This is a genomic window from Halosimplex yunnanense, from assembly GCF_054504345.1.
In genome coordinates, this window is sequence record NZ_JBTJEL010000030.1 from 131,226 (window position 1) to 155,937 (window position 24,712).

A 24,712-nucleotide genomic window follows, 5' to 3' on the forward strand; every position below is an offset into this window, starting at 1 on the left:
ACCACCGCGAATCCTCACCGGGTCGTCTCTCTCGGTTACTGCCGCCGCCGGGACTGAAACGATTAAGGGCCGTCCCGGAGCAGGGGGAGACGTGCTCAAGAAACTCGGCGCCGCCGGAATCGTCGGTATCCTCGTGATCGTCGGCGGTATCGGACTGATAGCGTCGGTCGAGCCGCTGATCGCCGCCGGCATCGGCCTCGTCGTCGCCGGATTCGGACTGGTCCTCTACGGCCTCGTCACGAACGTCCTCGCCTCGTTCGGCATGGGCGGCATGGTCTAACCTCGGTCGTCCCGGTCACCGACACTTCTCAGGCCGCGACCGACGGCGTACCCGACGCCGCAGACGACGAGGACGAACGCGACCGACGTGAGGAGCTGCTGGACGACGAAGACGGTCTCGTCCGGCGGCGCGATCAGGCACGCCTCGGATGCGCCCGCTCGCTGGAAACAGCCGGTGTGGAACGCCCAGTACTCACTGCGCAGCGCGAGCGCCAGCCCGGGCGCGCTCGTGACGATGGCGCCGGCCGTCAGACCGAATCCGCGATACCCGGCGCCCGCGGCGACGACGCCGAGGCCGCCGGCGACGGCGTAGGGAGCGAGCGGCCAGAGCCAGCCCGGGGGGAGGTACAGCCAGTGGGTGACGAACACGGCGACGCCGAGCGCGAGGAGGACGCGGACGTGAGCGCGCTCCTCGCTCGCTCTGCTCGCCCAGATCCGACGGCGCGGCCGCATGCCCGACACCGCGTGGCCGGACGGCAAAAAGTTCCGTGTCCGTCCCGCCCCGGTGCGTGTCTCACCGGGTCGCAGCCGGTGACTCAGACTAAGTCGTCGCGCTCGAACAGGATGTGGTACGCGATGACGTAGCCGAGAAACGAGAGGACCGGATAGAGCGGATCGACGAACATCTCGGCCCCGACGTCGAACGACGAGAAGAGCAGGTCACTGAGGATCGACTCGAGGAACGCGGCACTGTAGACGACGCCGGTGGTCTTCACGAGGAGTTCCTGGCTGGTGCCGCGAACGAACACCGCCATGACCGACCCGATCACGGCGGCCGTCGAGACGTGACTGATCGCCGTGCCCTGGATCCGGCCGAGCGAGAACGCGCCGGCGATGTCCCCGTGCAACAGCGAGTTGATGATGCCGAGCAGCACGCCCCCGCAGACGAGCGTCAGCACCGCCAGCCCGGTCGCGACGGTGATCGATTCCACCTGCACCCTTCCGTGTTGGCTCCCTGCCATGTCCCGTGTGGGTCGCCCGGCACACAAAAAGGTTGACAGAACTGATGGGAAGCCGGAGTCGCGTCGGTCTGCCGGGAGTCAGTCGCTCTCGCCGCGGTCGCCGGCGCGGTGTTCGCTGATGAGGCGGTCGACCATCTGGGCGTTGCGCTCGCGTTCGCGCTCCTCGGCACGGTCTTCCCAGTCCTCGATGGCCGCCTCGATCTCCCGCTCGCGGGCGACCGCCAGCTCGTCGACCTCCTGGACGGTGACCATCTCGGCGGGCGCGACCGGCACGTCGTGCTTGAAGAGGATCTCGTCGGCCACGTCCGAGAGCCCGCCGTTGCGCAGGACGATCTGCGGGTCGATGTCGACGATCTTGTCCGCGGTCGAGGCGCCGGCGCCCGAGGCGTCGCGGAACATGATCACGTCGTCCTCGGCGAGGCCGAACCGCTCGTCCGCGTCGTCGATGGCGTCGCTGGTGAACTGCTCGACGACCTTGACGGGCGTCAGGCCCTGTTTCTTCGCCGCGACGTCGGCGAAGTTCGAGTGGTCGAGCTTCCAGAGGGCCTTCAGCCGTTCGAGCTTGCCTTCGAGTTCCTCGATGCGCTCGTCCTTCTCGTCGAGTTCGGACTGTAGTCGGCGGTTCTCCCGCTCCAGCCGGGTCACCTCGCGGTCCTTGCGGGCCTCGACGCGCGTCTCGCTGCGGGCCTCCGAGAGCTTGCGCTCGTAGTCGTCGATCTCGTCGTCCTTCTCCTCGATGGTCTCCTCGAGGTTCTCGACGTGCGATTGCAGCTGGGCGACCTGCGACTCCAGCTGGGAGATGCGCTTCTGCTCGGGGGACTGCTCGTTGGACTGCTGGGGCTGGTCGTCGGGCTCGTCGCCGCCGTCGTCGCGCAGGTCGTCGAGGACCGTCTCGACGGACTCCTCGTTGGCGACGACGCGAGCGACGACCGGGCCGACCTCCTCGCCCGGCGGGACCTTCGCGGCGATGCGCTCGAACTGGTCCCTGTGGGCGTCGAACGCGCCGAAAGCGGCGGCCAGCGCGTCGCGTTCGTGGTCGTTGTCGTAGCCCTCCTCGCGCGTGCGGTGCTGTTTCACGTCGACGGGCAGGTCCCGGTCGGGCGTCCAGCCGGCGGCGTCGAACGACCGGCGCAGCTTCTCGACGGTCTCGGGCATGGGCGTCACGTCGGCGGCGACGATGACGGGTCGACCGCGCTCGATGATCCACTCGGTGACTTCGGCGCTGTCGGCGGTCCGGGTGCTGAGGACGTCGAGCACCTCGCCGTCGAGGCCGACGATGGCGACCGCCGTGGTAGTGCCGGGGTCGACGCCGACGACGACGTGGTCGCGGCGCTTGGCGAGCGGGCGGAACTCGATGCCGTCGCGGCGGACGCGCTCGACCTCGACGCGCACGTCGCCGGCCCGCTCGTTGGAGACAGGGATGTCCTGCGGGCGGCCCTCGACGGTGAAGACGGCGTTGGAGAAGCCGCCGTACTTCTCCGTCTCCTCGCGCTCGAAGTCGAGGCCGGCTTCCTTCAGGTCCGCCTCGACCTCGCGGGTGCGTTTCTTGACGGAGCCGTGGATCCGGCGGGTGTAGCGGTCCTCGCTCCAGCCGCCGCCCCCGCCGGTCGAGCGGCCGCGGGAGACCTTGATCTCCGTCTCGTCGGTGAACGCCGAGACGATCTGGCCGACGTTGCGGGCGGCGAGGCGGGCGGCGGCCTCGGCCTCTTTCATCGGCTCCTTGCCGTATGGCACGTCGTGGCGATTAGCGACTCGGGAGAGCGGTTCCGGCCGCTCCGCCCCGGTGACCTGCACCAGCGTCGTCTCGTCGGGGAGTTCGCCCAGAAAGTGGACGAGCGCGTCCTTGTTCTCCGCGAGTTCGTACATGTTGTCGGTCGCGACGATGGCGGGCCGCTCGTCGCGGATCAGCCGGCGGAGCTTCCGCCGGGAGACCACGTCGCGGTCGACGTGCTCGCCGTCGAACGCGACCAGCGCGTAGGAAACGTCCCCGCGCACGTCGCCGCTCTGGACGTCCACCCCGAAGACGACCGCGTCCAGCGCACTCGTTCGCGTACTCACACGCGAGCGTAGGCAACAGGCAAATATAAACCCGGCGCGGGACCGAACCGCGTCACCCGGTACGGGCCCGCTCACAGCTCACCCGGGTTCGGCCCGGATTGCGGTGATCACCCCGAGCATCCTGGTGGACGAGTCCCGAAGCGCGAGGTCGGACTTCGAGACGAGTCGCAGCGGATTCTGGTTCCAGCGGCAACTGTGTTTCTCGTAGTGGGCGTCGGCCCGCCAGTCCTGGAACCGACCGAGCGATTCCACGCTGCTGCGGCCGTGTTCGAGGAGCAGGACCTGCCCGCCGGGTTCGCAGACGCGATTCATCTCGTTCAGTGCCGCGAGGGGGTCGGGGAACGTACACGTCGACAGCGACGAAATCACCGTCTCGAAGCTGTCGTCGGGGAACGCCAGCGCTTGCGCGTCCATCTCCGCCAGCGTGCCGTCGCGTTCCAGCCGACGAAGCTCCGCGGCCGCCTCGCGGAGCATCTCCGGGCTGGCGTCGACGCCGACGTACCCGGCCGTCTCGGGGACGTACTCGATGTTCGTCCCCGTCCCGCAGGCGACGTCCAACACGCGGCCGGTCGCCTGGCCGAAGAGACGCCGCCGATACCGCCCCAGGAGCAGTCGGTCGATCGGACGCGCCCGGGCCATCACGTCGACCTGGTCCGCGTACGTCGCACGGATGTCCGCCAGCGAATCCGGACGCGGCCCCGCGTCGTCGTCCACGTCGGATCCGCCGGTCCCCGCCGCTGCCGGATCGTTCGAATGCTTGGTCTTTGCCATCGTATACCAGTATTCGCGCCGAGGACGAAACCGTACCGCCGGCGCGGGCTCCCGCGCCTATGCCGAGGGCCCGGCCGGATACACGGCCGAGTGCAGCACCGCGGCGTGACTCAGAGGAACTCCTTGCACGTCTCGGCGAACGTCGCCAGCCGCAGGTCGGCCTCCGAGTCGACGCTGACGAACAGCCCGGAGAACTCCCCCACCGCGAAGTGGAACGCCGTCAGCTCCTCGAAGCGGTGGATCGAACACTCGAGACTCCCCGCGCCGAACAGGTCTTCGAGATGGCCCCGGCCGAGCCCCTGCAGGACCAGTTCGTCGTGGACCCGTTCGGCGTGCTCCTCCGCGCGCTCGGCGGCGTCCGGGCGCGCGTGGACCACGTCGTACCCCTCCCGGTCGTAGGTCGCGACCAGCCGCAAGGAGTCACCGACCACGTCCCGGAGGGCAGCCACCAGCTCGTCCGTGCTACCAACCACCATACCAACCCTTCACAGTCGCTCATTGTCAATGTGGTGGAGACCGGAACCGGGCACGGGGACCCAGCGCCGTCGAGGACCGGAAACGGGGTGGCAGCTTCCGCGGGCGGTCGTTTTACGTCCGGTCACGCCGTCGGTTCGCTATGGAGTACACCACCCTCGGTTCGACCGGAATGGAGGTTTCGAAGGTCTGTCTGGGCTGCATGAGCTTCGGTAGCGGCGCCGACTGGATGCTCGACGAGGACGACAGCGAGGAACTGATCGAGCGCGCCATCGACCTGGGCGTCAACTTCTTCGACACCGCCAACACCTACTCGGCGGGCGAGAGCGAGGAGATTCTCGGCGACGTGCTCTCGCATTACGACCGCGACGAACAGGTCGTCGCAACGAAGGTCCGCTTCTCCGGCGCGAACGACCACCGCAACGCCGAGGGCCTCTCCCGGAAGACCATCGAGCAGGAGCTCGAACACTCGCTGGACCGGCTGGGCATGGACACCGTCGACCTGTACCAGATCCACCGCTGGGACTACGACACGCCCATCGAGACGACGCTGCGGGCGCTCGACGACGCCGTCCGCCGGGGGAACGTCCGTCACATCGGCGCCTCCTCGATGTGGGCCCACCAGTTCCAGGAAGCCCTGCAGGTCAGCGACGAGGAGGGGCTGGCCCGCTTCGAGACGATGCAGAACCTCTATCACCTGACTTACCGCGAGGAGGAGCGGGAGATGTACCCCGTCTGCGACAAGGAGGACATCGGCGTGCTCCCGTGGTCGCCGCTGGCCGCCGGGTACCTGACGCGCCCGCACGACGAGTTCACCGCGACCACCCGCGGCGAGGCCGAGCAGGACTACGGCGTCCCCTACCACGAGGGGCCCGGCAGCGAGGAGATCAACGAGCGCGTGCAGGAACTCGCCGCCGACAAGGGCGTCACGATGGCCCAGCTCGCGCTGGCGTGGCACTTCCAGAACGACCACGTCGACGCCCCCATCGTCGGGACCTCCAGCGTCGAACACCTCGAAGATGCCGTCGAGGCGCTCGAGGTGTCGCTGTCCAGTTCCGACGTGGCCTACCTCGAGGAACCGTACGAGCCGGTCCCCATCTACGGTCACGAGTAGGGCGGTCGAGCGGTTTCGAGTCGAGAGTGGGGAAGACGGTTCGACCGTGACTGCGGACCGCGCTCCGCGCGCTCAAAGCGGTTTTTGCGTTCGTTTTCGCTCGGTAGACTCGTCGCCGCGCGCCGAGTCCGTCCGCTCCGGCGGGGTGAACTCCCGCCGCTCCGGGTTGTCGCTCGCCGAGTCGTCGCCGATGGGGAGCAGCACGCGGGCGAAGATCCGCGGGCGGAGCAGCGCCGCGGGCGACCGCTCCAGTCCGACGACGTCGCCGTAGGCTTCGGCGAGGACGCCGTCGTCGTGGGCCTGCCTGAGCAGCCGGGAGAAGTACCAGTTGAACGCTTCCGTGGCGAGCGACGGGTCGCCGTCGGTCTCGTCGTACTGGTAGTCGCCGCCGGTCGCCATCTGCCACGGTGTGTCCAGCACCGGCGCGACTGCGTCGAAAAAGCGCGGCGCGAGGCGGTCGAGGCCGTCGTCGGCCAGCGCGTGGTGGAGCACCAGCGCGTCGAGGGCCGCGATCGACATGCCCTGCCCGTAGACGGGGTTGAAACTCGACACGGCGTCGCCGGTGACGACCAGCCCGTCGGGAAAGCGATCGAGGTCCTCGTAGCGGCGGCGCATGCTCGCCGGGAAGGGGTAGCCGTCGACGCCGTCGGACACCCACGGCTGACTCCGCAGGATGTCCGCGATCAGGTCGATCGGCAGCGAATCGGCGAATTCGAGGACCCCCTCGCGGTCGCTCGGCGCGCCGGCGCCGTGGACCCCGGCGAGGATAACGTCCCACTGGCCGTCCTCGATGGGGAGCGCGACGGCGCCGCGGGTCCGCGGCGCGTCGAGCGGGACGTTGATCATCCGCCGGTCGCCGGGCGGGCGCTCGACGCGCAAAGAGCTGTACTGCAGGTCGATCTCGACCCTGTCCTCCCGCGGCGCGGGGTAGCCGTTGTCGGCGAGCCACTCGGGCGTGCGACTCGTCCGTCCGGTCGCGTCGACGACCAGATCCGCGTCGATGGCCTCGGTCGGCCCGTCGCCGTCGCGGACCGCCACGCCGGTAATCGCCGTCGCGCCGTCGTCGGTGCGGTAGTCGACGAACCGGCACCCGCCGCGGAGGCGGACGGGGTCGAGTTCGCGGACCCGAGCCCGGATCACGGACTCGAGCAGGGGCCTGCTGGCGCAGTAGGAGGGCGTCCGCGTCGGGCCGTCGGCGACGAACCCGCCCTGCTGGTACTCGACCAGTTGCTTCGTGACGTCGATGATCAGCCCGCCGGCGTCGACGAGGTCCTCGCCGAACCCCGGGAAGAAGTCCTCCAGCGTCGCCTGTCCGGCTTCCAGCAGCGCGTGGGGATGGCTGGACTGAGGGGCGCCGTCGCGGGCGACGGGTTCGTCCGGAAGCGGGTCGCGCTCGACGACGGCCACCTCGTCGAACCCGTCGGCGAGGACGCGCGCCGCACAGAGTCCGGCGACGCTGCCGCCGAGGACGACCGCGCGGTCGCCGACGCTGTGGATCCGATCCGGCCGGTATCGGTCGACCGCAGCCAGCGTCACTCCGACCCCTCCTCAGTCGCCGAGACTGCCGCCGGCCGCCGACCCGTCCGTGCGACACCGCCAGTTCGCGCGCGAGCGAGCGCCCGAGCGACGCTGCCCGGGCGTTCGACACCACCTGTCGCCGCGCTGGAGACCACTCGGTTCACGGGTGGACTGTCAGCGTGGACCCACAAAGCTGTCTCCCCTCACTGGTGACCGAGAGGGGAGGTCTGCCCGGCGACGGCGAGAGTTTTGAGGCGGGGGCGGCAATGGCAACCAATGGCAGCCACAGTCACCGACGACGGGTCCTCGCTCGAGGCGGGTCACGTCGTCCTCGTCACGGGATCGACGGACGGCATCGGCGCCGAGACGGCGCGTAACCTCGCCGAGACGGGGGCGACGATCCTCGTCCACGGCCGCGACCGCGAGAAGGGCGAACGCCTCGCCGCCGACCTCCCCGGCGAGGGCCACCGCTTCTACGCCGCCGACTTCGCGAACCCGGCCGCGATCCGCGAGCTGGCCGACGCGGTGCGTGCGGATTTCGACCGACTGGACGTGTTGGTCAACAACGCCGGCACGTTTCAGGGCGAACGCCACCTCGTCGACGCGCCCGGCAGCGACGAGGGCGTCGAGTTGACCTTCGCGGTCAACCACCTCGCGCCGTTCCTGCTGACGAACCTGCTCGCCGACCGCCTCGCCGAGACGGGCGCCCGGCGAGCGGAGGAAGCGGACGGCGAGCGCGACCCCGCCCGCGTCGTCAGTATCTCCTCGAACCTCCATCGCGACAGGGAACTCGACCTCGACGACGTTCGCGGTCCCGAGGGACAGACCGGCATGGACGCCTACGAGCACTCGAAACTCGCGAACGTGCTGTTCACGCGCGAACTCGCGCGGCGGTTGCCCGACGCGGTGACGGCCAACAGCTGTCACCCGGGCGTCTCGCCGACGACGGCGCTCACCCGCGACGGATCCCGGGGCTTCGGCCTCGTCTGGTCGCTGTACGGCGTCGTCGGCGGCCTGCTCGGGCGGACCGACTCGCCGGCCGAGTCCGCCGAGACCCCGACGTACCTGGCGCGCTCGCCGTCGGTGACCGGCGTCACCGGCGAGTACTTCGACGACCGCGAGCCCGTCGTGCCCGGCGACGGCGCGACCGACCGCGAGGCCCAGCGGCGCCTCTGGCGAGCGAGTGCCGAGTGGCTGGCACTCGGCGAGACCGAGGTGGTCGGCGACGAGCGGCCCCAGCGCGCCTGAGTTAGAGGAGCGTCCCGCGGGCGACCGCCCGGACGGTGCCGCCGACTTCGACGGTGATGTCGTCGGAATCGCTCTCCTGGCGCGCCCGCACGTGGACCAGCGACGGCCGTCCCATCTCGTAGCCCTGTTCGACGCGGGCGTCGACCGAGTCGCGGCCGCCGTATCCGTGGCGGACCAGATAGCCCGCGAGACAGCCGTTCGACGACCCCGTCGCGGGGTCCTCGGGGACGCCGTAGTAGGGCGCGAACACCCGGACCGCGAAGTCGTTGGCGTCGTCGCGTGGATCGGCGCAGACGGCGAGGACGTTCTTCGCGTCGCGGTCGCCGGTGACGGCGTCGTAGGCCGCGCGGTCGACGTCGATCGATTCGAGGGCGGCGCGGTCGGCCAGCGGAACGACGAGCGTCGGGAGTCCGGTCGAGACGACCTGGACCGGGTAGTCCCGGTCGATATCTGCGGGCTCGAGTCCGAGGACCGCTGCGAGGTCGTCGTGGGCGAGTGTGTCGCCGAACGCGGGCGGCTGCTGGGTCATCCACAGCGTCTCGCCACCGTCCGCCCGTTCACGAACGGTAACGGGGACCTCGCCGACGTCGAGGTCGAGGACGATCTCGTCGGGTCGACCGTCGGCGAGGTGTTCGCGGATCGCGTGCGCCGTTCCGAGCGTCGGGTGGCCGGCGAAGGGGATCTCGGCCTCCGGCGTGAAGATGCGGACCGACCAGGTGTCGGCGTCGTCGGGTTGCGTCGCTGAGGTGGACTCGACGTAGGTCGTCTCCGAGAAGCCGATCTCGGCGGCGAACGCCTGCATCTCGTCGGTCGAGAGGTCGGCCGCGTCGGTGACGACCGCGAGCTGGTTGCCGGCGTAGCGCTCCCTGGCGAACACGTCGACGAGGTGGAGGGGGCGGCGCATGGCGCCCACTGGGGAACGACACGGGAAATGCGTTTCTCGACCGTGCCACTCGGTATCGGAGTTGCCCACCGCGGGTTTCCGGTCGCTTCAGTCAGTGATCGCCGTCGAGACGGGGTCGGCTATCTCGACCGAGTACGACACCGTGACGCGCTCCCGTTCGGGGTCGGTCGCCTGCGCGGTGTAGTCGAGCACGAAGATGAACTCGCCCTCGGGGAGTTGTTCGACCACGTTCGTCTCCGAGACGCCGGTGCGGCTGAGTTCGTCGACGACAGCGGCGTCGCGGTCACCCTCCTCGTAGGCGTCGTACGCCTCCCGACGGAAGACGAGACAGTCGACCGCCCCCTCCCCCTCGACGGTGACGTCGTACTCGACGTACTCCCCCGAATCCTGCGGCGAGTTCGTGAGCCCGTACGCACGGAACTCACCCGCCTCGATCGTCGACTCCGTCGCCTCGGTACTGCTCGACCGGAGCCCCCGACGATCGTCGGTCGGATAGTCGTCCACGTCGTCCGGGATACCGTCGTCGTCACTGTCGGGCCGTGCTGTCGGCGTGGGGTCGTTTCCGATGCCGAGACACCCACCACCAGCTGCCGCGAGTGCCACCACGAACGCGCGTCGTGTCGATCGCACACCCGATCGTTCAGCGAGACTGGAATAAGCCTTCTCGACTGGCGGCCGAGTCAGAGCGACGCGCCGGGGCGAAGTGCCGGCGGAGCGGCGGGAAGTGGTCCGCTAGTGGGGTTTCAGGAGTCGAAGACAGAGGAAGTTCGGCGGCCCCTCGCGGAACTGGGCGGCGTGGTCCGGGGCTACTTCGGCGAAGACGTCCGTCACCTCGGGTTCGCGGACGCGTTCGACCAGCAGTCCCGCATCGGTCGCCGGCTCGAAGACCGCCTGCAGCGGCCGGCGATAGAACGGGACGACGAACGGGTCGCCGTCCTCGCCCCAGTCGCGGTCGACCCGTTCGATCTCGCCGTAGGTGGCGCTCTCGGAGAGGACGTGGTCGCGGACGAAGAACTCGGCGTCGACGTAGTCCCTGACCGGGTGGCTCGTCGAGACGACGACGCGGCCACTGGGTTTCAGGACGCGAGCGAACGCGTCGAAGACGGCCTCCCAGTCCCGTACGTGTTCCAGCGCGAGCTGGCAGACCACGAGGTCGAACGCCTCGCCGTCCAGGAACGGCAGCCCGTCGGTCAGGTCGGCCTCGTGGACGGGAATCTCGACGAGGGACTGGTCGTCGGCGAACCGCTCGCGGGCGCGCTCGGCCATCGCCGGGCTGGCGTCGACCCCAACCGGCTCGGCGCCCGCCTCGGCGAGTCGCGCGGTGTAGTGGCCGTCGCCACACGCCGCGTCGAGGACGCGCTTGCCGTCGAGCGGTGGCAGCAGCCGTTCGACCGCCGGCCACTCGTAGTACTCGCGGATCGCCGCGTCCGTGATGTCCTCGTACCCCGGCGCGAGTTCGTCGTACGTACTCCGCGAGATCGGCTGGTCGTCCTCCGGAGGCATCGTCTGGTCGTGTCGTCTCTCTGTGTGATATACTTTCCCAGGGGACGGGGCGTTCGGTCGCTATTGTGGCCACAGGACCGGTTCGAAGTTGAACGCCCTCGACACGCTCGCTAGGAGTAGCTACAACCGCATGATCCGCAGAGACAGCAGGTACTGCTGGGAGATGAAAGTCCTCGGCGCTCGCGGTCGCTGAGGCGGGATATCCGCGCTCTCCGCACCGCCCGCGCGGATAGTGGCCCGCTCAGACGACTGAACTGCACGCGAGCCCGCCTCGCCCTTTCAGTCCACCAGGACCGCCACCGCACAGCACCGCAGACGGCCACGCGCCTCCCCAGCCGATTCGCTCAGTCGCTACGCTCCATCGCTCATCCCTCGCACGACTATTTCGAGCGGCCCGCCACGAGGCGGGCACGCTCACGGCAGAGCCGTTCGCATCGAGGCGCTCCCAAGTCGCGCCTCGCACCGCTCGACAGCGCGCGCCACAGCAGAAGTCAGTCGATTAGTCGTCGTCGTTGAGATTCCACAGTTCGACGCGCTCGGGAACGTCGGCGAGCGCGCTCGTCGGCCAGCCGCGATGGGCGAGCGTGAAGTCGGTGTCTGGGTGGGCCTCGACGAGGCGGGCGACGCCGGCGGCGGCGGCCTCGTAGGCGGGCGTTTCGAGGCGCTCCGGCGTCTCGGCGGTCAGGGGGTAGCCGTCGGCGAGTTCCCGCGGGAACGGACCGAACGGGGGCCGAACCGACCAGCACTCGTCGAAGCGGTCGGCGTCGTTGCCCTCGGTCAGCAGGACGGAGTCGCCGCGCGGTTCGAGGCGGTCGAGGCGCCGGTGGTGGCGCAGCACCTCGGGCCGGCGTGCACTCTCGCCGGAGAGGTGGAAGAACGTGTCCTTGGAGACGGGGTCGGTGCGTTCCAGCTGGTCGGCGTGGTCGAGCAGGGCGCGGTAGCCGTCGAGCATCGCCGGGTGACTGCGGGCACGGGCCTCGACGAGTTCCATGAGGTCCCCGCGGCGGATGGCCTGCTTGATGGTCCGGAGTTCGCCGTAGGAGACGTGGAGGTTGTGTTCGGCGAGCAATCGCTCCCGGCCCTCGCCGTCCATCGCCTTGAGTTCAGCGGGCGTGTAACTCGTACAGACCGGGCAGGAACAGGGGAAGTACTCCAGGTCTTCGAGGTGTTCGGTCGTGCGGACGGTCATGTACCGGTCGTCGCGTGCGTAGATGGCGTAGGCCGCCGAGTCGAAGAGATCGCAGCCCAGCGCGACGGCCAGCGCGAACATCATGGGGTGGCCGGCGCCGAAGAGGTGGACCGGTGCGCTCTCGGGGAGGCCGCGCTTGGCGGCGGCGACCACGTCCGCGAGGTCGGCGTAGCGGTACTCGTTCATCATCGGCACCACCGCGCCGACGGGGAACACGTCCAGTCCCGACTCGGCGGCGTGGGCGCCGGCCTCCTCGCGCAGGTCCGGGTAGGTCGACCCCTGAACGGGCGCGTTGACGAGCATGTCGCCGGTCTCGACCTCGGCCGCCGTCGCGAGGCGCTCCTGCGTGGTCGCGAGTTCCTCGGCGGCCTGCTCGCGGGAGACGTCGGGCGGGGTCGGGATGTCGACCGGCGTCCCGACGTCGGAGCCGATCTCGTACTGGAACCGCAGGATCTCCTCGGTCGTCACGTCGATGTTCCCGTACTCGGCCAGCTGGAACGAGCCGGAGTCGGTGACGATGGCACCGGAGAAGTCGAGCAGGTCGTGGAGGCCCTGCCGTTCGACCGGTTCGCGGAGATCGTCGCTGCCGTAGAGGACGTAGGAGTTGGTGATGAGGATCTCCGCGCCGAACTCGGATTCGAGCTGGGCGGGCGTGACGGTCTGGAGATGCGGGTTGATGACCGGGAGGAGCGCGGGCGTCTCGACCGTGACGCCGGCGCGGGGCACCTCCAGCTCGCCCAGCCGCCCGGCGGCGTCGTAGCGGTCGACCTCGAAGACGTCTGCCATTGCCCGCGATATCCGGCGGGCGGGCCTAAGGGTTGTGTTCCGCGCCGTCGGCCGCTACCGCTCCCCGAACAGCTCGAAGTACAGCACCGCGAGCATCGACCGGCCGTCGCGCAGTTCGTCCTCGCGGGCGGCCTCGACCAGCGCGTCCAGCGTCGTCGTCTCGACGCGGATGTCCTCGTTGTAATCGAGGTCCCGCTCGCCGGTCGGCTCGCACTCGCGGGCGACGAAGTAGTGGAACACGGCGTCGGAGAAGCCGTTCGCGGGTTCGACTGTCGTGAGGTGTTCGACGCTCCCCGGTCGATACCCCGTCTCCTCTTCGAGTTCGCGGGCGACACAGTCCTCCGGCGCGCCGTCGTCGTCCTCGATGCCGCCCGCCGGGAGCGCGCGATTGACCCGTCCCACGGCTTGGCGCCACTCCTCGATGACGACCACCTCGCCGTCGGGAGTGAACGGGAGGACGACGACGCTCTCGCCCTCGGTGAGGTAGTCGAACTCGGCCTCCTCGCCCGACGGGAAGCGGACCGTGTCGGTGACGATGTCGAACCCCTCGCAGGCGTAGGAGGTGCGGCTGTCCAGCGTCTCCCAGGCCAGTTCGTCGGTCATACCGAGAGCGCGCGCCGCGACCGCCAAAGCGGTGTCGGCTGCGACGGCGCCGAGCGGCGGAGCGTCGGTCGCAGGTGCCCCCTCGAAACGCCGAAGGGGGCGCCGGTCGATGGCCCGGCATGGAGGTCCACGACGAGTTCATCCCCGAGGAGGAGTTCGCGACCGTGCTCGACCGCGTCCCGCAGGCCTGCGTCGAGGTCGTGCTGGAGCGCGACGGGAGGGTGCTGCTGGCCCACCGGACGAAGGCGCCGGCGAAGGGCGAGTGGTTCTGGCCGGGGAGCCGCCTCTACAAGGGCGAGCGGCTGGAAGACGCGGCTCGCCGGGTCGCCCGCGAGGAACTCGGCGTCGAGGTGACCGTCGCGGACCGAGTCGGCGTCTACGAGCACTTCTGGGACGACTCGTCGATCGACGGCGTCGACTCACGTCACACCGTCAACGTCGTCTTCCGGGTCCGCCAGACCGACCCCGACGACCCCATCGAACTCGACGAGCAACACGACGACTACCGGTTCGTCGCCGGCGACGAGGGCGAGTTCCACGAGTACGTCGAGCGGTACCTCGCGGACGTGGGTCTCGACGGCGACTAGCGGCCTTTCGACCCCACCAGCTGCTCCGGCGACCCCTGCCCGCTCTTCGACTGCGAGAGCGACTTTTTCCGTCGCGCGACCGAACGTGCGGTATGGACGAGTCGCCGTCGCGAGCGCCGGAGAACCCGATCGTTGCACGCGCGGTCGCCGACCGGGAGACGGTCGTCGACGTGGGGCTGCTGGTCGCGGCGTCACCCGGTGCCGACGCCGACCGACTGGGCGAGTTCGCGGCGCGACTCGCCGGCGATGCCGCCGACGAGCTCGAAGCGGCCACCGAGGCGGGCTGGCGGTTCCACGCCGAGGAACCGGAGATCCTCTCTGACGCCGACGCGCGCCGCCCCTCGCAGTTTCTCGACGAAGCGGCGCTGCGGATGGTCGAAGGCCCCTACGACCTCGTCGTCGTCGTGACCGACGTCCCGCTGCTCTCGCGCAACCACCGACGAGTCGCCGGGCTGGCCTCGCCGCTGAGCCGCGTCGCCGTCGTCTCGACGCACCGGCTCCGCGTCAGCGGCCGCGACCGACCCCAGCGACCGCTCGACTCGGCCGCCGTCCGCTGGAACGGCGCGACGGCGTTGCTCCACCAGATCGGTCACTTGCTGGGGGCCGACCACGACCCGGAAAGCAGCGTCATGGCCCCCTACGAGTTCGACCCCGACCGCTCCGGCGTCCCCGCGTTCGACGCCGACGTGAGCCGGTATCTGGAGCGCATCGCGACGACGATCCCGGAAGCGGAGGTGGAGTCCCGGAGCCCCCTCGGACTGGTCTGGTTTCACCTGCTGAGCGCGGTGCGGAACGGCCGGCAGTTGCTCCGGGCGCTGGCGACCAGCCGCGCGCCGCTGTTGCCGCTCTCGCTGCCGAAGCTCTCGACGGCGGCGGTCGCGCCGACGCTCATCCTCGTGTTCAGCGCCGAGACGTGGGACGTGGGCCTCAACCTCGACAACGCGACGACGGTCCTGTTCGCGACGGTCAGTATCCTGCTGGCGGCGGTTTACCTCGTGTTCTCGCTGAACCTGAACGTCCCGCGCAAGCGCCGCGCGGTCGTCACCGAGCACGTCGCGCTGCTCAACGTGGCGATCCTCTGTATCCTCGTGGCCGGCATGGTCGGCCTGTTCGGCCTCGTCGGCGCGATCATGCTCGTCATCGAGTTCGTCGTCTTCCCGCCGAACCTGATGACGAACTGGCCGAGCCTGGAGGACCCGGTCGTGACCGTGGTCGATCTGGTCCGCACCGGCGCGTTCATCGCGACCATCGGCGTCCTCTCGGGCGCGCTCGCCGGCGGGCTCGAAGACCGGACGATACTCCGTCACCTCGCGCTCTTCCGCGCGCGACCGTGAGCGACCGAAGCGGATCGAACACCGACCGGACGCCGGTCCTCAGCTTCCGCCGCTTTCGACGACCTTGTAGAGGCCGCCGGTCTGCCCGTCGCCGCCCGAGTCGGTGTCCGTGGTGTCGCCCCCGTTTCCGCCCTCGCCCAAGTACGCCTTCGACGCGCGGTCGGTGAAGTAGACGGCGTCGTCGGTGACCAGCGGCGTACTCGACACGACGCCGACGCCCTCGACCGACCAGACCTCGTCACCGGTCGCCTTCTCGACCGCGTAGCAGTTGCGGTCGTACGAACCGACGAGGACGTGTTCGCTCGTGACCGTCGGGCAGCCGATGAGCGAGCCGCCGGTGTCGAACGACCACCGCTCTCGGCCGGTGTCGACCTTGAGGGCGTACAGCCGCGAGTCGTGGGTCCCGACGTAGACAGTTCCCGAGTCCGCGTCGACCGAGGGGCCGGACATCACCATTCCGTCGGGTTCGAACGTCCACTCCTCGGTGCCGTCGTCGAGCGCGACGCGGTAGACCGTCTCGTCCCACGACCCGAAAAAGGCGCTCCCGTCGTGGGTCGCGACCGGTCCCTTGATCGGCCTGCCGGTCGAGAAGGTCCACTGGAACTCCAGGTCGGGGTACGACCACGCGTAGAGGTCGCCGTCGTTCGAGCCGACGACGAGCCGTTCGGCCCTGCGGTCGATTGCGCACGTCGAGTGGGGGTGGTCCGTCGGCCGCTGGTCTTCCCACTCGACCTCGCCGGTGATGGCGTCGACGCCGAACATCGCGCCGCTGGGCTCGTAGTACTCGACGGCGATGTAGACCGTCCCCTCGTGGTACCCCGGACTCGACCCGATGGCGTCGCCGAGTTTCGTCCGCCAGTAGCGCTCGCCGGATTCGAGGTCGAACGCGTAGAGCGCGCCGTCGTAGGCGCCGATGTAGACAGCCCCGTCGACGACTGCGGGCGTCCCGTGGATCCCCCGCGAGGTCTGCTCGACGCTCGCGGTCCAGACCACCTCGCCCGCTGGCGTGACCCGGCGGATATCCCCGTTGTCGCCGGGAACGACAACGTCGCCGCCCGGCACCTCGACCGGGCTGGCCTTCGCCGCGGTGTGGTCACCGGTGTTTATCTCCCGGATAGTCCACTCGACTTCGACGTCGGTCGGGATCGTCGCGTCGGGGTAGACCCCCCGTCGCTGGAGCCCGCCCCGGAACTGGGTCTCACCGAGCGGTTCCAGCGGCTCGCCGTCCGTTTCGACCGGTCGATCGAGCGTCCCCCCGGGGGCCGCCACGCAGCCCGCGGCGCCGGTCACTGCGCCCGCGCCGACAGCGCCCAGAAACGCCCGTCGTGAGAACCGCTCGTCCATGTACCCGGTAGTCGGCGTGGGGTGGTTTGACTTTTACCATCCTCCCGGTGAGGATGACCGCGGAGATCCGTCCGACCGGCGGCACCGCGATCCGTCTCGGTCGCCGGCGGCCACCGAGTCGTTTAGGTGAGGGCACCGAGACACACGGGTATGCTCGTCACGCTGGAAGGGCTGGACGGGAGCGGCAAGTCCTCGGCGGCCGACCACCTGGCCGAGAGCGACGCCGTCCCCGGCGACGCGGTGTTCACGCGCGAGCCGACGGGGTCGTGGTACGGCGAGGCCGTCGAGCGGTCCATCGGCGACGCCGACGCCGACTCCGTCGCCGAACTGTTCCTCTACACCGCCGACCACGCCGACCACCTGACGCGGACGATCCGCCCCGCCCTCGACGACGGCCGCCTCGTCGTCTCCGACCGCTACTCGGACTCGCGGTTCGCCTACCAGGGCGCGACGCTGGCCGACTACCCACACCTCGACGTGGCCGACCCGCTCGACTACGTCCGCGAGATCCACGCGCCGTTCACCCGGACGCCGGACGCGACCATCTACCTCGACGTGGACCCCGAGACCGGCGCCCGCCGGGCCGGCTCGACCAACAAGATGGAGCAGGTCGAGTTCCTCGAGTCGGTCCACGAGAACTACGAGCGGCTGATCGACGACGACCCAGACCGGTTCGTCCGGATCGACGCCACCCGCTCGCAGGAGAAGGTGCTGGCCGACGTGGAGTCGACGCTCGTGGACTTGCTCGACGAATAGAATTACGACCGGTCAGCGGTTCTCGTAGCGACTCGGTCGCTCGTCCTCCCAGCGTTCGGGGAGGTCGACTTCGTCGGGCGAGGGCATCCAGAAGTAGTCGAAGGTGATGCCGGCCACTGCGGGCAGCAGGATGACGACCATGACGACGACGCCGGCCGACCCCAGATCGGGGCCGAGCGGCAGGATGCCGCTGAACACGAGCGTCGAGACCGTGAGCGCGACGGGGACGATGAGGGCGGCGTAGAGGAATCCGCCCCATCGCGTCTTCAGTCGCACGCGGAAAAAGCGGGTCATCAGGGCGGCGACGGCGCTGTGGACCAGGAGGATGAAGACCAGTTCGAGCGCCTCGATGGCCGAGACCATACCCCCGCTTGGCGCGGCGCGCTCTTTGAGGTGTCGACTGCGAGTCGAGAGTGTGCGATGGGCTTCGGCGCAGTTAGCAGTGGCTTCCGAGTACAGACACCGACTTGTGCGTCACCGCAAATAGCGTGAAAGCCCCCGCGCGTTCCGGTCGAGGCGCTCGCTGCGCTCCTCGGCCGTCCTTCGTTCGCTTCGCTCACGAGGACTACGGCCTGCGGTGCTTACGTCGCGCGTCTTCCCGGAACGCACGGCCCCTTTCATTCCCACCCGTGTCGGCTGATCACCAGTCTATGCGGGTGGGAATGAAAGGGGCGAGCGTCTGCACGAACCCCGGCGACGAAAGCACTGCAGGGAGCGGAGCGACCGAAGCGCGTGGTTCGAGAGAGCTTTGCTCTCTCGTCATCTCGAAAATCGCAGATTTCGGTGACAGCGAGCCGCGGGAGTGCAGACGCTCGGGGCTTTCACGCTGTTTGCGGTCGCCAGTGAGCAAGCGGACACAGCATTCGAATCATCCACTCCTCGTAGCGGCACAATCGCTTTGGCTCGGCCGCCCCTGTATCGACCATGCACCGCGTCATCGGCGAGCGGCCGCTGGCGGAGACGAGCGTCGACCCCGAACTCGCGCGGACGCTCCTGCGAGACGTCGTGCGTGCCCGGGTATTCGACCGGCGGGCGGTCTCGCTCCAGCGCAGAGGGTGGATGAGCGGCTATCCGCCCTTCGAGGGCCAGGAGGGGTCGCAGGTCGGCGCGGCGCACGCGCTGGCCGACGACGACTGGCTGTTCCCGACCTACCGGTCGAACGCGATGCAACTCGCCCGCGGCCGTCCGCCGGCCGACATCCTCCGCTTCCGTCGCGGGCTCTCCGGGTTCAAACCGGACGGGCCGACGGGCGACGGGGCCGACGGTTCCGCAGACAAACCCAACTCCGAACGACGCCACGACGGCCGCGGCAGGACGTTCACGACGGCGACGCCCATCGCGACGCAGCTCCCCCACGCCGTCGGCGCGGGGATGGCCGCGACCCACCTCGGCGAGGACCACGCGGTCTGCGCGTACCTCGGCGACGGCGCCACGTCGGAGGGGGACTTCCACGAGGCGATGAACTTCGCGGGCGTGTTCTCGGCGCCGGTCGTCTTCTTCTGCGAGAACAACCACTGGGCGATCAGCCTGCCGACCGACCGCCAGACGGCGAGCGAGACGATCGCACAGAAGGCCCACGCCTACGGCTTCGACGGCGTCCGCGTCGACGGGAACGACCCGCTGGCCGTCTACGAGGTCGTCGCCGAGGCTCGCGATGGAGCAACGGAGGGCGACCCGGTGCTCGTCGAGAGCCTCACCTACCGGCAGGGCGCCCACTCGACCAGCGACGACCCGGACCGCTACCGCGGCGACGTGGACCTGCCCGAATGGCGCACCGCCGACCCGCTGGCGCGCACCGCCGACTACCTCCGCGAAGAGGGCGTGGTCGACGACGGGTTCGTCGACGCGGCGCGCGAGGAAGCGAACGCGGAACTGGACGAGGCCGTCGCGGCCGCGGAGGCGACCCCCGAGCCCGAACCGGGGGAAGCGTTCGACTACGCCTACGCGGACCTCCCTCCCCGCGTCGTCGCGCAGCGGCGTGAGGTAGTCGACCGCGGGGGTGAGCAGAGGCGGGAGTGAGCGGTCGCTCTGGAGACTGCGGTGAAAGAACGCGGTGACGGCGGCGGGGCGGCGGTCAGTCGAGGCAGATGTACGTCTTCGTGTCGGCGACCCCGCCGAGGTCGCGGAGCTTCGTCGCGACGCCGTGCATCAGGTCGTACACCTCCTCGCCCGTCGCCTCGACGATGATGTCGTACTGTCCGGCGACGATGTGCGCCGCTTCGACGCCGTCGATCTCGCGGATGGACGCGAGGAGTTCCTCGGACTTTCCGGCCGCCGTCTTCACCATGATAAAGGCCCGCACCATCGTACGTTGCAGTTCTGCTGGACAGGCCAAAAACCTTCCCCCGACAGGCCGAAACCCCGAGAAAACGGCCCGAGTGCCACTCTGACACACACCTTCGGTGGAAGCGGGTCTCGACGGGTCGAAGCGCCGAGCGGAGGTAGCTTTATTCCGTGGCTCGCCGTAACGATTCACATGCGATTCGTTATCGTGGGTGCCGGCCGCGTCGGACTCCGAACGGCGCGGGCACTCGAAGACAGCGGCCACGACGTGGTCCTCATCGACCGCGACCCGACCAAGGTCGACCGCGCGAAGGCCGAGGGCTACCAGGTCATCGAGGGGGACGCAAGCGACGAGCAGGTGCTGCTGTCGGCGGACCTCGACGACGCCGACGCGGTAGGGGCGCTGACCGGCGACCTCTCGACCAACTTCGTCGCGTGCATGGTCGCGAAACACCACGGCTGTCGGACCGTCCTCCGCATCGACGAGGAGTACCGCGAGGAGATCTACCGCAAGTACGCCTCAGACGTCGACGAGGTCATCTACCCCGAGCGGCTGGGCGCCATCGTTGCCAAGAACGCTCTGCTCGGCGGGAACATCCGCGCCGTCGCCGACATCGCCCAGAACCTCCAGCTCGTCGAACTCACCGTCTCCAGCGAGTCGCCGATGCGCGGGTACACCCTGAGCGAACTCGAACTCCCGGCCGACACCGAACTGCTGGCGTTCGGGAAGAAGGGCGACGCGCTGTCGATCCCGGACGACGACGTCTCGCTGGAGGTCGGCGATACGCTCGCCATCCTCGCGGACTTCGAGAGACTCGACGACGTGCGCCAGATCGTCGTCGGCGAGGCAGTCGCCGCCACGGGGGGTGCCTGAGATGGTCCGCGCCTACGTCATGGTCAAGGCCCACTCCGGCGACGCCGAGCGGCTCAAATCGGAGATCACCAGCGTCGAGGGCGTCGAGAGCGCCTACATCGTCGCCGGCGACGTCGACTTCATCGCCACCGTCGACGTCGACGAGACGGCCGACGTGAAGGCCGTCGCCGCCACCCACATCCAGAACATCGAGGGCATCGAAAACACCCAGACCTACGTCGCGATGGACTAGCGGTCCTGCGGGTCTATTTTCCGAGCGAAGAGTCGACGACCGCGTTCAACGCGCGATTCGCGCGGTCAACGGGGTATCCCGAAAAAACGATCCCCGTAGAGGCCGGTCGTCCCACCGACTGCGGTCGTCACTCGTGATACGCGTCGGTGATGCGGTCGTACTGGTCAGCCGAGAGCGAGACGTCCATCGCGCCGAGGTTCTCGTCCATCTGCTCGGTCGTGCGAGCGCCGAAGATGGGGGCGCAGGTGAACTCGCGCTGGTCGACGAGCCATCGCAGGGAGACCTGCGCGGGCGTCGCGTCGACTTCGTCGGCGACCGCGCGGACGGCGTCGAGCACGCGCCACTGCCGGTCGGAGAACTCCATGTCCCAGTCGTGCAGCGCCGCGCGCGAGTCGCCTCCGGCCTCGCCCTGCTCGTACTTCCCGGTCAGGAAGCCGCCGTCGAGCGGGGAGTACGGACAGACCGCGACGTCCTGGTCCGCGCAGACGTCGAGGTAGTCCTGCGGTCGGTCGGCGGCGTTGAACCGCGGCTGCGTAGCTTCGAACCGTTTCAGGCCCTCGACTTCGCTCACGGAGAGTCCCTTCATGAGCTTCCACGCCGCCATCGACGACGCCGCCAGGTAGTGGACCTTGCCCTCCTCGACCAGACGGGTGAGCGTCCGGAGCGTCTCCGCGATGGGCGTGTCGTCGTCCCAGCGGTGGATGTAGTAGACGTCGAGGTAGTCGGTGTCCAGACGGTCGAGGCTCCCCTCGATCTCCGCGCGGATGTTCTTGCGAGAGAGGTTGCTCGAGAAGCGGCTGACACCAGCGTTGTACACCTTCGAGGCGATCACGTAGTCCTCGCGGTCGCGCTCGGCGAGCCACTCGCCGATCCACTCCTCGGACTTCCCGTTCCCGTAGCTGTTGGCGGTGTCGACGAAGTTGCCGCCGGCCTCCGCGAACGTATCGAGCAGTTCGTGGGCCTGCTCGCGGTCGGTCTCGACGGTCCCGTCGCTTCCGGTCTTGTTGAACCGCCACGTCCCGAAACAGAGTCGGGAGACGTCGAGTCCCGTCGCACCGAGCTTCGTGTACTCCATGGACCGAAACCGGCTGGAGCCCGGTTAACCGTAGCGAAAGCGGAAGCCGCTCGCGCCCGCCCCCGTTCCCGAGTCACGCGTCCGCTCGTCTCTCACTTCACGTGCGGCGCGAAGAGGTCGGCGTACCGCGTCTCGCGCTGGAGCGCTCGCTTCGACTGATCGCGCAACACGTCCAGGCCCATCTTCCACGAGCGGGTCTCGTCGGGATTGGGCATATCGCGGAGCACGTGCTCTGACTCCTCGAACTCGCTGGGCGTCCAGAACCGTGCGTCGGTGGCGTCGGACCCCGCTTCGAGCGGGCCCGTCGTCTGACTGCGGTCCACCGCGTAGTAGACGTGCATCCTGAACATGTCCTCGGCGACTTCCTTCCCCACGTCGTAGAGGTACACGAGTTCGTCCGGGTCGACGGACAGCCCCGTCTCCTCTTCGAGTTCCCTGGCGACGCCCTCGCGCGGTGACTCGGGAATCTCCGGCACGCCTTCCGGGATCTTCCAGGTTCCCGCTTCCCGGAAGTCCTCGACGAGCAACAGCCTGTCGTCGTCGACGACGACGGCGCCACCACCGAGGACGGCGTTGTGGAACACGAAGTCGTCGCAGGCGTCACAGCGGTACACCGTCGGTCCCTCGACGAGGTCCAACTCCGCCCCGCAGTACGGACAGTAGTCGGGTGGGAAGTTACCCATGCGCACACCGGACGCGCCGTACGTACCTAACGGTGCCGTCGAAACGATCGTGAGAGAGTCGTAGCGCAATCGACAGTCGCTGTCGCCGTCCACTCTCGGCGCTACGGAGAGCTCTACTTCGACCTGAACTCGGCGGTGAGAATTCCGACCAACAGACCAGCGATACCTCCGGCAGACGCCCAGAGGAGCGGGTTTCCGTCGGGCCCGATCAGTACGGCGGCCGCCACGCCAGCGATCGCGCCGAGCGCGCCGATCTCCCCGGCGCGGTCGTCCGGGTCCGGACGCAGCAGTTCTCGCAGGTCCATGGACGGTCGACGTTCGACACCGAGAAAAAGCCCTGCCCCGCGACGGCCGTCGCTCGGTCGTTCGGGACACGGCCCCCGGCCGGTATCAACCGCTGACCACGAAGCCGACGCCGAGCACGACGAGCAGTCCGCCCGCGACGAGCCGTCGCGTCACGCGTTCGTCGTCCGGCAGGAAGAGCGCGGCGCCCCCGATCACGAACAGCGTGCTCGCGCTCAAGATCGGCGTCACGACGGTGACCGGCGTCCGCGCGAGCGCCTCGTAGTAGGCCAGCAGGTAGACCGTGTTGGCGACGCCAGCGCCGACCAGCCACCGGTCGGCCCCGATCGAAGGGACTCGTCCCTCGCGGAGCGCTCGCCACAGCAGGTAGAGGACGAACCCCGCCGCCGCGGCGAAGACGCGGACGGTGACCGCCACCAGCGGCGGCGTACCCTCGGCGAAGCCGACCTTCGTGAACACGGGATCGATGCCGAGACACAGCGCCGCGGTCACCGGGAACGCGAGTGAGACCCACAGCGCCTGCCCAGTGGTGGTCACCGGAGCCGCCCGGCTGTCGACGGTCACGACAGCGCCGCCGGCGACGAGGAGGCCGATGCCGGCCAGCAGGACGGGCGTCACGGCCTCGTCGAGCGCGACGACGGCGATGCCGAGCGCGAACAGCGGCACCAGCGCCCGCAGCGGCTCGGCCCGGCTCGCTCCCAACCGTTCGATGCCGACGAAGTAGAAGACGCGAGCCAAGAGCGACCCGAGGAGCCCGGCGACGGCGAAGGCGCCGACCGCCCGCGCCGTCAACCCGTAGTCCGGGTACGCGGTGGCACCGGCCACCGGCACCAGGACGACCATGTTGACCCCGAACACGACCGCGATCACCGCGGCGATACTCCGGGTTCTCGTGCCGACGCGGACGGCGAGACTCTGGGCGGCGAAGGCCGCCGCCGCGAGGACCGCGAAGGCGGCACCCACCAGCTGTTGGCTCGTCACGTCAGCCCCTACCGGCGGGAGCCACGTCAGTAGTGGCCCGTTATATCGCCCTCCGACAGGGACCGAGTCACTCGGTCGTGCGGAAGGCGCGGTCGCCGGCGTCGCCGAGGCCGGGGACGATGTACCCGTCGTCGTCGAGTTCGTCGTCGATGGCAACGGTCAGCAGGTCGGCCTGCGGGAACTCCTCGCCGACCCGGAGCAGGCCCTCGGGCGCGCTGACGGCCGAGAGGACGAACAGGTGCTCGGGGTCGGGCTGGCCCTCCAGCACGCGGTCGAGCACGGCACACATCGTCGACCCGGTGGCGAGCATGGGGTCGGCGACGATGACGGTGTCGTCCGGTTCGATGTCGGGGAGTTTCACGTAGTCGACGCTGATCGGGAACTCGCCGTCGTCGTCCATCCCCGCGTCCTCGTCGCGACTGGCGGAGATGACGCCCTGACGGGCGCGCGGGAACGCCTTGAGCAGCCCCTCGACGAACGGAGTGGCTGCGCGGAGAACGTTGATAATGACGACGTCGTCGAGTCCCTTCACGCGCTCGCCCATCGTCTCGGTGAGCGGCGTCTGGACCGAGACGTACTCGGTCTCCATCGCCCCGTCGATGATCTCGTAGCCGCAGATGCGGCCGAGCTTGACCAGTCCCTTCCGGAACGCGACCTGTTCGGTCTCGACGTCGCGGAGCTGCGTCAGCATGTCTCTGGCGAGCGCGTGCGTGACCAGACTCGCGTCGCCGCGGTCTTCGATCGTCATACGCCCGTCTCCGGGCGGGCCCGCCAAATATCCACCGTGTGCGCGCTACAGGGCGACTTCGGGGCGTCAGTCGCCCCTGCGGATTCGGTCAGTGACGGCGGAT

The 24,712-nt window shown here is 69.3% G+C and carries 28 protein-coding genes; 9 read left to right on the plus strand and 19 right to left on the minus strand.

All coding sequences use genetic code 11. From position 1 onward, the window contains the following. Positions 1-91: 91 nt before the first annotated feature. The gene (locus AB2U09_RS05020; RefSeq protein WP_459191596.1) at positions 92-280 is read left to right on the plus strand and encodes a DUF7470 family protein; all 189 of its coding nucleotides are present in this window, start codon (positions 92-94) and stop codon (positions 278-280) included. On the opposite strand, the gene AB2U09_RS05025 is transcribed toward AB2U09_RS05020, so the two are convergent. The 5 genes from AB2U09_RS05025 to AB2U09_RS05045 form a co-directional block, all read right to left on the minus strand. Next, entirely contained in the window at positions 277-732 is a 456-nt protein-coding gene (locus tag AB2U09_RS05025; RefSeq protein WP_459191597.1) for a hypothetical protein, read from the minus strand. The two genes, AB2U09_RS05020 and AB2U09_RS05025, sit on opposite strands and share 4 nt — an antisense overlap. An 83-nt stretch (positions 733-815) precedes the next feature. Beyond that, positions 816-1,241, minus strand: a complete 426-nt coding sequence (locus AB2U09_RS05030; protein ID WP_459191598.1) for a hypothetical protein — start codon at positions 1,239-1,241, stop codon at positions 816-818. A 78-nt stretch (positions 1,242-1,319) separates the two neighbouring features. Further along, positions 1,320-3,299, minus strand: coding sequence for a DUF460 domain-containing protein (locus AB2U09_RS05035; RefSeq protein WP_459191599.1), 1,980 nt, complete (start codon positions 3,297-3,299; stop codon positions 1,320-1,322). 78 nt (positions 3,300-3,377) lie between these two features. Continuing rightward, positions 3,378-4,070: a class I SAM-dependent methyltransferase gene (locus tag AB2U09_RS05040; RefSeq protein WP_459191600.1), complete on the minus strand. Its 693-nt coding sequence runs from the start codon at positions 4,068-4,070 to the stop codon at positions 3,378-3,380. Positions 4,071-4,180: 110 nt separating this feature from the next. Further along, positions 4,181-4,546, minus strand: a complete 366-nt coding sequence (locus AB2U09_RS05045; protein ID WP_459191601.1) for a DUF7522 family protein — start codon at positions 4,544-4,546, stop codon at positions 4,181-4,183. A gap of 140 nt (positions 4,547-4,686) precedes the next feature. Between AB2U09_RS05045 and AB2U09_RS05050 the strand changes: the two genes are divergently transcribed. Further along, positions 4,687-5,658, plus strand: coding sequence for an aldo/keto reductase (locus AB2U09_RS05050; protein ID WP_459191602.1), 972 nt, complete (start codon positions 4,687-4,689; stop codon positions 5,656-5,658). Positions 5,659-5,730: 72 nt separating this feature from the next. Here the strand turns inward: AB2U09_RS05050 and AB2U09_RS05055 are convergent, their stop codons facing one another. After that, positions 5,731-7,194, minus strand: a complete 1,464-nt coding sequence (locus AB2U09_RS05055) for an FAD-dependent oxidoreductase (protein ID WP_459191603.1) — start codon at positions 7,192-7,194, stop codon at positions 5,731-5,733. 258 nt (positions 7,195-7,452) lie between these two features. On the opposite strand from AB2U09_RS05055, the gene AB2U09_RS05060 reads away from it, so the two are divergent. Then, positions 7,453-8,424, plus strand: coding sequence for an SDR family NAD(P)-dependent oxidoreductase (locus AB2U09_RS05060; RefSeq protein WP_459191604.1), 972 nt, complete (start codon positions 7,453-7,455; stop codon positions 8,422-8,424). A 1-nt stretch (position 8,425) separates the two neighbouring features. Here the strand turns inward: AB2U09_RS05060 and AB2U09_RS05065 are convergent, their stop codons facing one another. The 5 genes from AB2U09_RS05065 to AB2U09_RS05085 form a co-directional block, all read right to left on the minus strand. After that, on the minus strand, positions 8,426-9,328 hold the full coding sequence (locus AB2U09_RS05065; RefSeq protein ID WP_459191605.1) for a PhzF family protein: 903 nt from the start codon (positions 9,326-9,328) through the stop codon (positions 8,426-8,428). A gap of 87 nt (positions 9,329-9,415) precedes the next feature. Continuing rightward, a complete protein-coding gene (locus tag AB2U09_RS05070; RefSeq protein ID WP_459191606.1) occupies positions 9,416-9,958 on the minus strand; it encodes a twin-arginine translocation signal domain-containing protein in 543 nt (180 codons plus the stop codon). Positions 9,959-10,060: 102 nt separating this feature from the next. After that, positions 10,061-10,831 carry a class I SAM-dependent methyltransferase gene (locus AB2U09_RS05075; protein WP_459191607.1) on the minus strand — a complete coding sequence of 257 codons (771 nt, stop codon included), beginning with the start codon at positions 10,829-10,831 and terminating at the stop codon, positions 10,061-10,063. A 499-nt stretch (positions 10,832-11,330) separates the two neighbouring features. Beyond that, the gene (gene tgtA / locus AB2U09_RS05080) at positions 11,331-12,806 is read right to left on the minus strand and encodes a tRNA guanosine(15) transglycosylase TgtA (RefSeq protein WP_459191608.1); all 1,476 of its coding nucleotides are present in this window, start codon (positions 12,804-12,806) and stop codon (positions 11,331-11,333) included. Positions 12,807-12,860: 54 nt separating this feature from the next. Next, positions 12,861-13,409 carry an NUDIX hydrolase gene (locus tag AB2U09_RS05085; protein WP_459191609.1) on the minus strand — a complete coding sequence of 183 codons (549 nt, stop codon included), beginning with the start codon at positions 13,407-13,409 and terminating at the stop codon, positions 12,861-12,863. A 119-nt stretch (positions 13,410-13,528) separates the two neighbouring features. On the opposite strand from AB2U09_RS05085, the gene AB2U09_RS05090 reads away from it, so the two are divergent. Both AB2U09_RS05090 and AB2U09_RS05095 read left to right on the plus strand, forming a co-directional pair. Further along, complete coding sequence (locus AB2U09_RS05090) at positions 13,529-13,996, plus strand: NUDIX domain-containing protein (protein WP_459191610.1); 468 nt, start codon at positions 13,529-13,531, stop codon at positions 13,994-13,996. 92 nt (positions 13,997-14,088) lie between these two features. Continuing rightward, positions 14,089-15,330 carry a hypothetical protein gene (locus tag AB2U09_RS05095; RefSeq protein ID WP_459191611.1) on the plus strand — a complete coding sequence of 414 codons (1,242 nt, stop codon included), beginning with the start codon at positions 14,089-14,091 and terminating at the stop codon, positions 15,328-15,330. Positions 15,331-15,369: 39 nt separating this feature from the next. Here AB2U09_RS05095 and AB2U09_RS05100 read toward each other — a convergent pair whose 3' ends face one another. Then, positions 15,370-16,674 carry an outer membrane protein assembly factor BamB family protein gene (locus tag AB2U09_RS05100; RefSeq protein ID WP_459191612.1) on the minus strand — a complete coding sequence of 435 codons (1,305 nt, stop codon included), beginning with the start codon at positions 16,672-16,674 and terminating at the stop codon, positions 15,370-15,372. Between the two features lie 150 nt (positions 16,675-16,824). On the opposite strand from AB2U09_RS05100, the gene tmk reads away from it, so the two are divergent. Beyond that, complete coding sequence (gene tmk, locus AB2U09_RS05105) at positions 16,825-17,430, plus strand: dTMP kinase (protein WP_459191613.1); 606 nt, start codon at positions 16,825-16,827, stop codon at positions 17,428-17,430. A gap of 12 nt (positions 17,431-17,442) precedes the next feature. On the opposite strand, the gene AB2U09_RS05110 is transcribed toward tmk, so the two are convergent. Further along, the gene (locus tag AB2U09_RS05110) at positions 17,443-17,793 is read right to left on the minus strand and encodes a DUF7991 family protein (RefSeq protein WP_459191614.1); all 351 of its coding nucleotides are present in this window, start codon (positions 17,791-17,793) and stop codon (positions 17,443-17,445) included. A 561-nt stretch (positions 17,794-18,354) separates the two neighbouring features. Between AB2U09_RS05110 and AB2U09_RS05115 the strand changes: the two genes are divergently transcribed. Continuing rightward, a complete protein-coding gene (locus AB2U09_RS05115) occupies positions 18,355-19,449 on the plus strand; it encodes a thiamine pyrophosphate-dependent enzyme (protein ID WP_459191615.1) in 1,095 nt (364 codons plus the stop codon). Between the two features lie 55 nt (positions 19,450-19,504). On the opposite strand, the gene AB2U09_RS05120 is transcribed toward AB2U09_RS05115, so the two are convergent. Further along, positions 19,505-19,735 (minus strand): Lrp/AsnC family transcriptional regulator, encoded by a 231-nt coding sequence (locus tag AB2U09_RS05120; protein WP_459191616.1) that lies wholly within the window; start codon positions 19,733-19,735, stop codon positions 19,505-19,507. 171 nt (positions 19,736-19,906) lie between these two features. Between AB2U09_RS05120 and AB2U09_RS05125 the strand changes: the two genes are divergently transcribed. Next, complete coding sequence (locus AB2U09_RS05125) at positions 19,907-20,587, plus strand: potassium channel family protein (protein WP_459191617.1); 681 nt, start codon at positions 19,907-19,909, stop codon at positions 20,585-20,587. Between the two features lies 1 nt (position 20,588). After that, entirely contained in the window at positions 20,589-20,819 is a 231-nt protein-coding gene (locus AB2U09_RS05130; protein WP_459191618.1) for an Lrp/AsnC family transcriptional regulator, read from the plus strand. A gap of 127 nt (positions 20,820-20,946) precedes the next feature. Here AB2U09_RS05130 and AB2U09_RS05135 read toward each other — a convergent pair whose 3' ends face one another. The 5 genes from AB2U09_RS05135 to upp form a co-directional block, all read right to left on the minus strand. Beyond that, on the minus strand, positions 20,947-21,894 hold the full coding sequence (locus tag AB2U09_RS05135; RefSeq protein ID WP_459191619.1) for an aldo/keto reductase: 948 nt from the start codon (positions 21,892-21,894) through the stop codon (positions 20,947-20,949). 92 nt (positions 21,895-21,986) lie between these two features. Beyond that, positions 21,987-22,577 carry an NUDIX domain-containing protein gene (locus AB2U09_RS05140; protein WP_459191620.1) on the minus strand — a complete coding sequence of 197 codons (591 nt, stop codon included), beginning with the start codon at positions 22,575-22,577 and terminating at the stop codon, positions 21,987-21,989. Between the two features lie 113 nt (positions 22,578-22,690). After that, positions 22,691-22,882: a hypothetical protein gene (locus AB2U09_RS05145; protein WP_459191621.1), complete on the minus strand. Its 192-nt coding sequence runs from the start codon at positions 22,880-22,882 to the stop codon at positions 22,691-22,693. An 85-nt stretch (positions 22,883-22,967) separates the two neighbouring features. Then, positions 22,968-23,861, minus strand: a complete 894-nt coding sequence (locus AB2U09_RS05150) for an EamA family transporter (protein ID WP_459191622.1) — start codon at positions 23,859-23,861, stop codon at positions 22,968-22,970. Positions 23,862-23,928: 67 nt separating this feature from the next. Next, a complete protein-coding gene (upp, locus tag AB2U09_RS05155; protein ID WP_459191623.1) occupies positions 23,929-24,609 on the minus strand; it encodes a uracil phosphoribosyltransferase in 681 nt (226 codons plus the stop codon). Positions 24,610-24,712 lie beyond the last annotated feature (103 nt).